This window comes from Aminipila terrae, assembly GCF_010120715.1.
GTDB classification, from domain to species: domain Bacteria; phylum Bacillota; class Clostridia; order Peptostreptococcales; family Anaerovoracaceae; genus Aminipila; species Aminipila terrae.
In genome coordinates this window covers 3,026,546-3,038,858 of the sequence record NZ_CP047591.1, presented here as the reverse complement: position 1 = coordinate 3,038,858, position 12,313 = coordinate 3,026,546, and the positions used below count along the sequence as shown (strand labels likewise).

At 34.2% G+C, this 12,313-nt stretch carries 10 protein-coding genes and 1 pseudogene; 5 read left to right on the top strand and 6 right to left on the bottom strand.

The genetic code is table 11. The features are described 5' to 3' along the window. The first annotated feature begins 196 nt into the window (after positions 1-196). On the top strand, positions 197-841 hold the full coding sequence (locus Ami3637_RS14610) for a TetR/AcrR family transcriptional regulator (protein ID WP_162363200.1): 645 nt from the start codon (positions 197-199) through the stop codon (positions 839-841). A gap of 1 nt (position 842) precedes the next feature. Beyond that, positions 843-3,188 (top strand): PEP/pyruvate-binding domain-containing protein, encoded by a 2,346-nt coding sequence (locus tag Ami3637_RS14605; protein WP_162363199.1) that lies wholly within the window; start codon positions 843-845, stop codon positions 3,186-3,188. A gap of 71 nt (positions 3,189-3,259) precedes the next feature. Here Ami3637_RS14605 and Ami3637_RS14600 read toward each other — a convergent pair whose 3' ends face one another. After that, the gene (locus tag Ami3637_RS14600) at positions 3,260-4,936 is read right to left on the bottom strand and encodes a methyl-accepting chemotaxis protein (RefSeq protein ID WP_162363198.1); all 1,677 of its coding nucleotides are present in this window, start codon (positions 4,934-4,936) and stop codon (positions 3,260-3,262) included. A 530-nt stretch (positions 4,937-5,466) separates the two neighbouring features. Here Ami3637_RS14600 and Ami3637_RS14595 point away from each other — a divergent pair. Further along, positions 5,467-5,955 carry a DUF4489 domain-containing protein gene (locus Ami3637_RS14595; protein ID WP_162363197.1) on the top strand — a complete coding sequence of 163 codons (489 nt, stop codon included), beginning with the start codon at positions 5,467-5,469 and terminating at the stop codon, positions 5,953-5,955. Between the two features lie 162 nt (positions 5,956-6,117). Here Ami3637_RS14595 and Ami3637_RS14590 read toward each other — a convergent pair whose 3' ends face one another. The 4 genes from Ami3637_RS14590 to Ami3637_RS14575 all read right to left on the bottom strand — a co-directional run bounded on the left by Ami3637_RS14590 (position 6,118) and on the right by Ami3637_RS14575 (position 10,488). Next, on the bottom strand, positions 6,118-7,356 hold the full coding sequence (locus tag Ami3637_RS14590) for an S-layer homology domain-containing protein (RefSeq protein ID WP_162363196.1): 1,239 nt from the start codon (positions 7,354-7,356) through the stop codon (positions 6,118-6,120). A gap of 334 nt (positions 7,357-7,690) precedes the next feature. Beyond that, positions 7,691-7,891 carry an alpha/beta-type small acid-soluble spore protein gene (locus Ami3637_RS14585; protein ID WP_162363195.1) on the bottom strand — a complete coding sequence of 67 codons (201 nt, stop codon included), beginning with the start codon at positions 7,889-7,891 and terminating at the stop codon, positions 7,691-7,693. A gap of 182 nt (positions 7,892-8,073) precedes the next feature. Then, positions 8,074-10,224 carry a ferrous iron transport protein B gene (gene feoB / locus Ami3637_RS14580; protein WP_162363194.1) on the bottom strand — a complete coding sequence of 717 codons (2,151 nt, stop codon included), beginning with the start codon at positions 10,222-10,224 and terminating at the stop codon, positions 8,074-8,076. A gap of 75 nt (positions 10,225-10,299) precedes the next feature. Further along, complete coding sequence (locus Ami3637_RS14575) at positions 10,300-10,488, bottom strand: FeoA family protein (protein WP_330586680.1); 189 nt, start codon at positions 10,486-10,488, stop codon at positions 10,300-10,302. A 142-nt stretch (positions 10,489-10,630) separates the two neighbouring features. Between Ami3637_RS14575 and Ami3637_RS14570 the strand changes: the two genes are divergently transcribed. Next, positions 10,631-11,107, top strand: coding sequence for a metal-dependent transcriptional regulator (locus Ami3637_RS14570; RefSeq protein ID WP_162363193.1), 477 nt, complete (start codon positions 10,631-10,633; stop codon positions 11,105-11,107). Positions 11,108-11,239: 132 nt separating this feature from the next. Here Ami3637_RS14570 and Ami3637_RS14565 read toward each other — a convergent pair. Beyond that, positions 11,240-11,434: pseudogene (locus Ami3637_RS14565) on the bottom strand (small, acid-soluble spore protein, alpha/beta type); the annotation flags it as partial. Between the two features lie 173 nt (positions 11,435-11,607). Here Ami3637_RS14565 and Ami3637_RS14560 point away from each other — a divergent pair. Continuing rightward, positions 11,608-12,276: a manganese catalase family protein gene (locus tag Ami3637_RS14560; protein ID WP_162363191.1), complete on the top strand. Its 669-nt coding sequence runs from the start codon at positions 11,608-11,610 to the stop codon at positions 12,274-12,276. The last annotated feature ends 37 nt before the right edge of the window (positions 12,277-12,313 follow it).

Here is a 12,313-nt window from a genome sequence, read left to right as displayed (position 1 = left end):
TTTTCAGTTTTTGATTAATCTGATTATGTCCATATTTTAATCTAAAAAATAGTTTACTACAACTGCTTTATTGAATGAGAAGTATTTTATCCATGGAATTCCATTTAAAAATATTCAAAAACATATTGACCAATCCAGTCAATAAGACTACAATACTTTTGACTGAACCAGTCAATACATGTGAGGAGATAATGAAATGGAAGAATTGAGGAATCACAAGATATTTACAATGGAAGATATAAAGCGCAACACTCTTATTACTGTAGCCATAAGCAAGTTCGCAAAGAACGGTTATAAAAAGACTACTACAGATGAAATCATTTTAGAAGCAGATATATCAAAGGGGCTGCTTTTTCATTATTTCGGTACAAAAAAGGATTTATATGTATTTCTGTTCAAATATTCTATCAATACTGTCATGCAGGAATACTATACACAAATCGATTTACAGGAAAGAGATATTTTAAAAAGATTGCGAAATTCATTTTTATTGAAGTTTCAACTAACCAATAAATATCCTGCTATTTTTGATTTCATAGCTTCTGCCTTTTTTGAAAGAGACCCTGTGGTAGTCCATGAAATTAGTGAGTACACAAAGCTATTGTATTTTGATGTACAGAATGAAATACTAAAAAATATTGATTTATCTCTGTTTAAGAAAAATGTTAATACAGAAAAGGCGCTAAATATTATACTCTTTACACTTAGAGGTTACAGTGATTCTCAGACTTCTCCCAATAAAAGAATAGAAGATTACAACAAGGAGATTTCAAGGTATTCCAAAGAAATTGATGTATATATATCCATGCTGCGTACCGCATTTTATAAGGAGGACAGGTAGTATGAAATTTGCTTATGACTTTAGAGAAATTCCTCATGAGGCCCTTGGTCATACAGGAGGTAAAGGCAGTTCTCTTTGTAAAATGTACAACGCCGGACTTGCCGTTCCAAATGGATTTGTTATTTTGTCTATGGCCTTTGGAAATAACAAATTAAAAGATGAAGCACGCTATGATATTGAAAAGTGTTTTGAAAAGTTACCTGGCAATACTTTTGCAGTCCGATCATCTGCTCTTTCAGAGGACAGTGCTAAAGCTTCATTTGCAGGTGAATTTGAATCTGTGCTTAATGTGAAGCGGGATGAGCTATTCACGGCAATAGAAAATGTTGCTGCTTCGGCAAAATCAGAACGTGTGAGTGCATACAGCAAGTTTCATTGTATTCATCAAGATAACCAAATTGCAGTTGTAGTTCAAATTATGAAAAAAGCAAATATAGCAGGGGTACTCTTTTCTGCAGATCCCATTACCGGCAGCCATTTAAATATGGTAGGTAACTTTGTTTTTGGTGCCGGTGAACAGCTTGTGTCTGGCGAAGAGAATGCGTATCCATTCACAATATCAAGGCTAGGAGGAAAATACCGAGGCAATAAACCATTTGCTCCATATTCAAAAGCTTTATATCATTCCACATTAAGAGCAGAGGCGCTTTTCGGCTGCAAATTAGATATTGAATGGGTTGTTGAGAGCAGAAAGATTTATATTGTTCAGGCACGCCCAATCACAACTCTTAAAACAATAGACTACGATACCTATGAAATCAACCAAAGCCTTGATACTGATGCACTTTGGAGCAGTAATAACGTAGGGGAGGCTGTTCCTGACGTAATGAGCCCATTTACATGGAGTATACTGCATGAGATGGATTTAGAGTGTCAGAAAATTCCGGGATTTTTTATGTTTGGCAATATCTGTGGGAGGACATATTCAAATATCAGCATTATGATTTCTTTATTAAAAGTGCTTGGATATAATATTCAAAAGGCTAAAGAACTTATCAGCGATGTGTTTGGATATATTCCAGAGAACATAGAAGTACCTATTTATCCGTTTAAAACAAATCAATTAATTAAGGAAATGTTTAATCGGGTAAAAAAGAGCATAAAACGTATGAGGGATTCCAGGAAACAAAAGGATTACTATTTAAAATATACTCCTGTCTGGTATGTAGAAACACTAAAGCGTATAGAAACTGCAGACACAAAGCAGGAGTTACTTGAACTGTGGACGTCCGATGTGCGCCCATTTCTATCAGCATTATGGTATATCTGGTTTGGCGGCGCAGGAAGCGCAACCTTGATAACCCTTAGAAAAAAGCTTGCCAAAATGACAGATGAAGAATTGGCTAATTTGTTATGTTCTAATTTCAGCGGTGAGCAATCACTTGTGAGCATGAAGCCTATTCTTGCAATAGAGCAAGTGATGAATGGCAGCTTAACAAGTGAAAAGTATCTGGAACTCTACGGTCACAGAAGTCCTCACGAGTTCGAGGTTTATTATGAATACCCTGCTGATGATCCCTCATATATTGACAAGCAGATTCAAGAATACAAAAGTGCTAATCTCAGTCCGGCTGAACTCAGAAAAAAACAATTGGTCCAATTTACAAAAGCTAAAAATACTTTTTTACAAAAACTTCCTGCTAAACAAAAATGGCTGGAAAAAAAGCTGGATACAGTTTCTAAGGATGCAAATAACCGCGAGTCACTGCGAAATGAATTTGTAAAAGTGTTTAGAGTCATGAGGCATTTATTGCTTAAAATTGGATCTGTTACAGGGGTTGGAAATGATATATTTATGATGTATTGTTTTGAAATCCCAGATTTTTTGCAAGGAAACATTGAAATGCTTCACAAGATTCCTAAAAGACGTGAAAATTTTGAAAAATATCAGGAAATGCCTGTCTTCCCGCAATTAATCAGAGGCAGATTTAATCCTAACGAGTGGATTAATTCCATAAATAAACGACAGGACTACTACGATCCCAATGCCCACCAAGTTTCCCCAATGAACGAAAGCATCATCAAAGGTTTTGCAGGGGCCCCGGGTATTGTTGAAGGAAGGATTCGTGTTTTGCATAGTTTTGATGAAGCAAAAGATTTTCAAAAGGGTGAAATACTTGTAACTACCGCCACAAACATTGGCTGGACACCGTTGTTTCCAAAAGCTGCTGCAATTATTACAGATCTTGGTGCACCTTTATCTCATGCTGCAATTGTGGCACGAGAGTTAGGGATTCCTGCGGTTGTAGGATGTGGAATTGCAACAACCAAACTAAAAACTGGTGATTTAGTAAATGTAAACGGCAGTATGGGTATTATAACTAAAAAAATTAGGCCAGTATCCTAATGCCCTTTAAAATGAAATGTTTTCCCCTTCTTTATTAAAAATAGCCCCTTTTCAGGGCTATTTGGGTAAGTCTATTTAAAAATAAACTTAGCAACCTCCTCCCGCAATGCGGAAGCCTGTCCAGAAAATTCTTCGCTGATTGTGGCACTTTCTTCTGCTGTTGCTGAGTTGGTCTGTACAACTGCGGAAATCTGATCAAGCCCAACAGTTACCTGATTAATGGAGTCTGCCTGCTCTCTGAATGCTTTTGATATTTCAGTAATGGATACTACTACTTCATCTGCATTTTCAACTACCATTTTAATTACATCAGCTGTTTCTTTGGCAATACTGCTTCCTTCAGATACAGCTCTTACTGTATCTTCAATGAGACCTGTGGTATCCTTAGCAGCTTCTGCAGATTTCCCTGCAAGATTTCTCACTTCATCCGCTACAACTGCAAATCCTTTGCCAGCCTCCCCTGCTCTGGCAGCTTCCACTGCTGCATTTAAAGCAAGTATATTGGTCTGAAAAGCTATATCTTCAATTGCTTTAATTATTCTGCTTATCTCTGTTGATTTTGATGAAATGTCTTCCATAGCCAGCATCATTTTATCCATTTGCGCATTACTATGCTGTAAATTTTCGCCAACTTTTATAGTTTTTTCATTGGCTATATTTGCACTATTTGCACTTTCTTTAATATGTACTGAAATTTCATTGATAGCGGCTGAAAGTTGTTCAATTGAGCTTGCCTGTTCTAATGAGCCTTGAGCAAGATTTTGTGCGCCACCGGAAACTTGCTCTGAACCAATTGCTATCTGTTGCGATGCTTGATTAATTTGATGAAGAGTTGATGATAATTGAGTTATAATTTGCTTCATTGCTATCAGCAAATTAGCAAAATCACCTATATATAACTCATCTGCCCTGCTTTTAACCCTGAAATTTCCTTTTCCAATCTCTTCCAGTCCATAATCCAAATCTTTTATAATACCAACTACTATGTAAACTAGTTTTTTCATTGAATCTGCTAACTCCCCTAGTTCATCTTTACCATCATAATTAATAGTAGCACTAAGATCGCCTTCTGAAATTAATTTTGCTGCGCGATTAATTTCCTGGACTGGTGTTAATATGGATTTTCTTAAAACTGCCATAGCTATTAACGTAATTATAATTGCAAAAACTGCTGTAACCAGCAAAAAAATTCTTGCTTCTAATAAACCTTTTTTGGCAATTTCATTCTGTGCTACAGCTCGCTGATTTTGTTCTTCTGATATACTGATTAAAATACTGCAACTTTTTTCAAATAATGGAGCACATTGAGTAAGGTATAAATCTCTTGCCTTATCAATTTCACCATTTTTTATATAAGTTGCTATTTCCTGTTTAACTGGCATTATACTATTAAAACTATCTTCTAATGATTTGACCTTTTCTTTAGAGGTTCTGGTATTACTGCTGAAAGCATCAAAGGCTGTAAGCAGATTCTCAATATCTTTATCTGCATTATCAAGACTCTCACTTATTTTATTTTGATCTTTGAAACTCATAGCCTTAAGTAAATCTCTTTCCGCTGCGACCATATTTCTGCGCATTTCCCATACTTTTGTAGTGTTGGGAAGGGTTTTGTCTGAATACTGGGTAACTTGTTTGTTAACTATATTTAAACCCCAAAACGCTACACCCACACAAATAAATAACATTAATAATACAAGCCCGAAATTTACCAACAATTTTAGATTAATTTTCAGATTTTTCATCATAATAAAATTCCTCCATTTTTGATATTATCACTTACATCATATTTTTATTATTATTCTTCTTCTTTATTTTATATAATGCTATTCATTCACCTCACCCATTCATTTATACCAGCAGTTATAAGTAATAATTTGACAAAAGTACCCATTTATTTTTAATATTTTCCTATTATAACATACTTTTTCAAAATTCTCACTATTCTGATAATAATATGTAAAAATTTTTTATACTGTTTTAGTGGGAATTAAATAACCTTTTTTTTAATTATTATTTACATCTATTATAAATTTGAAAAAATACCGCCTTAAACTATATAAAATGATTTAATAGTTTAAGGCGGTATGAATGTAAGTACAGTAGCATTGCTGATATTTCCATCATATACTAACTTAAGCTATTCAACATTAAGTCTCAGATAAAAAAATGCAGATACCAGTGTACATAGCGAAGAACCTCAATTCTTCGCTATGAATAAACTGGGCAATGAAGCTTGATCTAACAGATCGCATTATAGCCTAAAAAGGAGACTCTTATGAATAGTGTAATGGGTTACAATGATGGATTTCAATATCCTGAAAGTAATCATAGAATAGAAAGATCCGTTGCTTTTGGGAGCTCAACAGGTGGCGCAGGTCCCTTGCCCATAATTACAACGTTATTGGCTGATCCCATCAACGTAGTTTCAACTGCAATAGAAACTGCTGGGCTGAGAGATGTAACTAATCTTCTTATTTTTACAAGTATAATTAGTCTGCCTCTTGGAATTTCCGTAACGCTAAATTTCCAGATAACAAGAACCAATACAGATGGCTCAACTATAAAGGTTGGCCCAACCTATACGTTCTCAACTCTGGCAACTGCATTGGAATCAGAATCATTTGCATTTCAGTTTGCCGATAGTAATCTTAGACCGGGTAATTACACGTACTCCGTTGAAATTTCCACTAACTCTATTATCGATATAACTCCGGGTTTAACCGTGAACAATGCAACTCTTTCAATCATTGGGTTTAACGACTAAACAATTAATTTGGAGCAGCCCCTGTCAGGCTGCTCCGTTTTTGTATATAGAACATATGAAAAACTTACTTTCGCCTATTTTAAAAGGGCAAAAACCGTTCTTTTTTGTCCGATTTTTGCCCCGTTCTTATAAGCACTTATCTTCTGTAAATTAAGCAATAAATTATTGAATTACTATAGCATACCTTCTCTCATTATATATCTGTTCAAAAGTAGTTCCATTAATCCAATACTTGTCCTCTCCTTTAAGATTTTTAATATTATACGGGTCAGCAATATAATACATGTTAGTTTTTTTGTCATATCCACATGCTAAAATAACGTGATTATTGGACAGTAATCTTTTTTGCTTTCCTTCAATGTTATAGTATCTATAAAATGGCTTTTCCCAATTCATGGTTTCATATACTACTACAGGATTACCATCTAATATCTCTGCTTGTAACTCATCAACAGAGCTTCCTGAGAAATCGGCAACATTTCCATAATTCTTTGCGTAAGCAACTAATACAGGGGGATTGATTGTGGTTCTTGTTTTTTTTGTGAGATCCGCTTTAAATGGTGAACCCACAAAACCCTTTTCAGGATTCGATTCATGCCTTGGCATATTATTTAAAAAATCATATAATCCAATACCTTGTGCATACCCTTTCGCTTTCATTCCCATGAGTAGAGAAGTCCCCTCGCATCCTACTGGAGCATTTACCGGATAAAGCTGACTAATATAAGGGACATTAATCACCCTATAATCTGGCAGTGAAATAGTTGGCCTAACAGGCTCTAAATTTGAAATTGCAAAAATAACAGATGCAATTTCTGCTCTGGATACTAAATTAGCGGGCCGATATGTACTATCTTCATAACCATGAAGTATTCCTTTCTGATATAAGAGTGTGATAGGTACTTTAGCAGAGCTACTTTCAATATCTGTAAAAGGACAACTTAAAGACCCGTCCCCTTCTGGCAGTAATCCAAAATATTTATAAAATCCATAAAGCAGATTTGCCATAGACTCCCTGGTTAAAAGTGTATTAGGTTGGAATTTGCCATCTTTATCAGTTTCAATAATGTGATTTTTATACATAAATTGAATCGCAGATAATGACCATGTACTGCTTACATCTGGAAAGTTAATGGCATTATCAACATATAAATCATTCTCTTGAATCAGTCCCTGCTCTTTGGCAAATGAAACAAGCAAACAACAGGCTTCTTCTCTTGTGATTGATTTGCTTGGCTTAAATCTGCCATCTTCATACCCAAGCATAACCTTATTTTCAATTAAAGTATTAATTGCTGTTCCAGCCCAATGAAATTGAACATCCCGAGGGGTAGCAAAAACATAATCAACAGAAAAACTTACTGAAAGTAAACAAACAAATAGGATAATAAATTTTCTCATTCTTCTTCTAAACTCCGTATATTTCTTTATCTTATTCAATAGAAAATAGTATAAGCCTAAACTTATATTTTAATATTACCCCTGTTTTTACTTTAATTAATACTGCAAAATAATATTCACTTCGGCAGTTTCACTTTTTAATAAATCTCTACCCCAATGTTTTCTAATCTGGTATAAAACAAACTATTTAGAATATTAGCATATTTTTTTATGTCTGTCACTATTTTTAATATTTACAAATATTTTTTGTATTTAGATTCTTCCGCTTCACATCCAAACTAAAAGACATGACTCTCGAAACGAAGATTCATGCCTTGAAGTTTTTTTATTTAAACTATTTGCCTGACAAACTTTTTTCAGCCATATCTACAAGTGTTTTTGTCATGTAGCCACCTACATAACCATTCTGACGTGCTGTAAGATTTCCTTTGTCAATACTGTCATAATTTGATAGTCCAAGTTCAGAAGCTATTTCTGTCTTTAAGCTATTTAAACCTGGCTTATAGCTCTTATTCATTTTATCTTGTAATGTCATTATAATCACCTCCTGTTGCTATTAATTTAACCCAAGAAGAAAATTATAATCTATGTAATTATTTCATATCCTAACTTATATTTGAAATTTTTTTATTAAAAATTTAAATTTTGCCCCTATTTAATTTTTGGGGAGTATAGTTGATTCTATACTCCCTTTAGATAAATATTTCTTACTTCTCTCTATACTAAACCAAGAAGAGTTACTCCCTGAGCTACCACAAAGCATATTACAATTCCGGTTATAGTTGGGACTAAAAAAGAGATTCCGGTCCATTTCCAACTTTGAGTTTCTTTATGAATTGTCAAAAGAGTTGTTGCACAAGGCCAGTGATTCAGCGAAAATAGCATCATACAAACAGCGGTAAGCCAGGTCCACCCATTATCTATAAATAATTGTTTCATTTCACTTAAACTCTGTAACTCTAACATAGATCCTTTGGACATATAACTCATAACTAAAATTGGAATCACAATTTCATTGGCAGGCAGCCCCAATATAAATGCCATCATTATATAGCCATCCATTCCAAGTAACTTTCCAAAAGGGTCTAAAAATAATGCACAATAGGTTAGTAAACTTGTATTTCCAATTGTTATATTGGCCATAATCCAGATAACCAGGCCCGCAGGTGCAGCAACTGTAACAGCACGGGCCAATACGAATAATGTTCTGTCAAAAATAGAACGGATGATAATCTGCCCCACCTGTGGCTTTCTGTAAGGTGGTAATTCCAATGTAAAGGAAGATGGCAGACCTTTTAATATTGTCTTTGACAATAGTCTGGATATAACGAGTGTAATAATCACACCCAGCACAATAACAGCTAATATAGTGAATGTTGCCACCAAAGAACTCAGATGACCAGCCCCACTGGCAATGAAAAGACTTGCAAGAGCAATTAAAGTAGGGAATCTTCCGTTGCAGGGAACAAAATTGTTGGTTATAATAGCAATCAATCGTTCTCTTGGAGAATCAATAATTCTACAGGCTATAATACCCGCTGCATTACATCCAAATCCCATGCACATAGTCAGAGCCTGTTTCCCATGTGCACATGCTTTCTTAAAATAGTGATCTAGATTAAAAGCAACTCTGGGCAGATAACCCAGATCTTCCATTAAAGTAAATAATGGAAAGAAAATGGCCATTGGAGGAAGCATGACTGAAACAACCCATGCTACTGTACGATAAACTCCCGATACCACTATATCATATACCCAATATGGCGTATCTGCCCAAATAAAGAATCCTGTTAGCTGTTTTTCAAGCATTGCAAAAAGTTGGGTCAGCATGGAGGAAGGATAGTTTGCTCCGATTATAGTTATCCAGAAAACAAGGCCTAAGAGACCAATCATTATTGGGATACCAAAAACTCTTGATGTTAATACACGATCAATATTACGGTCACGTTGATTATGAACTTTTTTCTCTATACTCACAACCTGTTTACATATATTTTCAGCGTTCTTTACTAAGGTTGACACAATACGGTCTTGTAAATCCTTCATTGTGATATTTAGATTGTTTAATTCTTTACGGGCATTCTCTAATTTTACTTGCAATATTTCATTATTTGATAAATTATCCATTTGAAGATAACGGTCCATAGATTCAAGTAACTGACTATCTGAATCGATGAGGCGTAAGGCTGCCCATTTACTGTTCAGCCTGCCTTCAGTGAGATTCTGAATACAGGTATCCACCTCTGTAATAATTTCTTCAATATCTTGGTCATAAGATATTTTTAAAGGTTTAGTTGTGATTTGTCCCTTCGCAACTTTTTCTATAACCTCCTTTAAATTTTCTAATCCCATACCAGTTCTTGCTGATGTACCAACTACAGGTACCCCCAGTATATCAGACAATTTATTCAGATTAATCTCTATAGTTTTCTTTTTGGCTTCATCCAAAAGGTTTATACATACGACAACTTTATCAGTGATTTCCATTATCTGAAGAACTAAATTCAGGTTTCTCTCTAAACAGGTAGCGTCCGCAACAATTACTGTTACGTGTGGATTGCCAAAGCAGATAAAATCTCTGGCAACTTGTTCCTCTACCGAATTTGATAACAGTGAATATGTTCCTGGAAGATCAACTAAAATATATCTTTTATCTTTATGTATATATTTGCCTTGTGCATTAGTAACCGTTTTTCCAGGCCAATTGCCAGTGTGTTGATTAAGGCCTGTAAAGCTGTTAAATACAGTGCTCTTACCAGTGTTAGGATTACCTGCAAGCGCCACTACTATATCATCTGGTGATTCCAATTGAACCTGAAACATTTCATTTAAAGCGCTGGTACCCATAGACTGTTTTGTTAGCCCCATTATAAACTCCTCTCTATTTTAATTAATGAATTGCCTGAACATAAATTTTAGATGCTTCTTCTGAGCGTAAAGCTATTACCGCCCCCTTATTTCATATGCAATAGGATCCCCTGCGGGACTTTTTCTTATGGACTCTACTATAGTATCCTGAATCAATCCCAGATCTAACATTCTTCTGCGTTCATTTCCTTCTGAACTTAATATTTTAACTTTGCCAAATGTACCTAATGGCAACTGATTTAATGAAATTAAATTTTGATACATAAAAAATACTCCTTTTATTAATTTTTTTTTAATTAAGTAATAAGTTAGTTGTATGAAACAAATTTTCCCACGACTAATTTATAGTTATGAATGATTTCATATTTTTGTTACATAAAAACATAATTAAGGAGAATAAAATCTGATGAATAAACAAGACTTTTATACAGTTAGAGGTTATCAGCTATTAAATCAGAATTTACTAACACCAAGTATGGAAGATTATCTGGAAATGATATATCGAATTTGCCTGGATGAAGAATTTATCAGAATTAATGAATTAGCCAATAAACTGAACGTGCGTCCTTCATCAGCTACTAAAATAGTTCAGAAATTAAAAATACTTGGCTTTGTATATTACCAAAAATATGGTTACATAACCCTGACCAAAGAAGGAATTGATGTTGGTTCTTTTCTTTTAAACAGACATATTACAATAGAAAATTTTTTAAATTTAATTGGAGTAGAAGATGCATTTAAAGATACTGAAATGATAGAACATGACATCAGCCTTAATAGTTTAACAAATATTAATATGTTAAATGATTTTTTTAATAATAATCCTAAGACATTAAAACAATATGAAATGTATAAAGAGAAATGGAAATCAGAGAAAAAATAAAACTAAGGGGCATGACTCTCTTACAAAAAAGATTCATGCCCCTTAAGTTTACACATTTTAAACTTATTTGCCTGACATGCTTGACATATTGCCTGACATGCTTGACATATTGCCTGACATGCTTGACATATTGCCTGATAAACTTTTTTCAGCCATATCCACAAGTGTTTTTGTCATGTAGCCGCCTACATAACCATTCTGACGTGCTGTAAGATTTCCCTTGTCAATACTATCATAATTAGATAGTCCAAGTTCAGAAGCTATTTCTGTCTTTAAGCTGTCTAAAGCTGGTTTATAACTTTTATTCATTTTATCTTGTAATGTCATGATAATCACCTCCTGTTTCTATTAATTTAACCCAAGAAGATAATTATAATCTATGTAATTATTTGATATCTTAGCTAATTTTAGAAATTAATATGCATTCTTGGTTTTTAGAAATACATCCAAAAGGTATAGTTTTGATTTATTTTTTCAAACTATACTTGGAGGTGTTAAAAATGTTTAAACATGAAAAGCAATTATTTCATCCTGTAGCGATTGAAAAACCCAATCCTCAATATGCTGTTTTATTACAGGAACAGCTGGGTGGAGGAAATGGAGAATTAAAAGCAGCTATGCAGTATATGTCACAGAGTTTTCGTATAAAAGATCCTAAAATAAAAGATTTATTTATGGATATTGCTGCAGAAGAATTAAGCCACATGGAGATGGTAGCGACTACTATTAACTTGCTGAATGGTCATGATGTTGATTATCAGACTGTTGACGCTGGTGAAATCCAGACTCACGTTATACTAGGATTAAATCCTGGCTTAATCAACTCTTCCGGATATTCCTGGAATGCTGACTATGTAACCGTTACCGGAGATTTGTGTGCAGACTTATTATCCAATATTGCTTCTGAACAAAGAGCCAAAGTAGTTTATGAATACCTTTACAGACAGATTAATGATAAAAAGGTTAAGGAAACTATTGACTTTTTACTGAACAGAGAAGAAGCTCACAATGCTCTGTTTAGAGAAGCCTTTAACCAGGTTGAGAATACTGGATCAAACAAGGATTTCGGTGTTACAGAAGACTCCAGACTTTATTTTAATATGTCAAGTCCATCACCATCAAATGCTTTTGGCAATACCAGCGCAAATCCCCCAGAATTTAATAACTAAATTAATTTAAAATTCCAGTACTTTTACTAATTAAAAA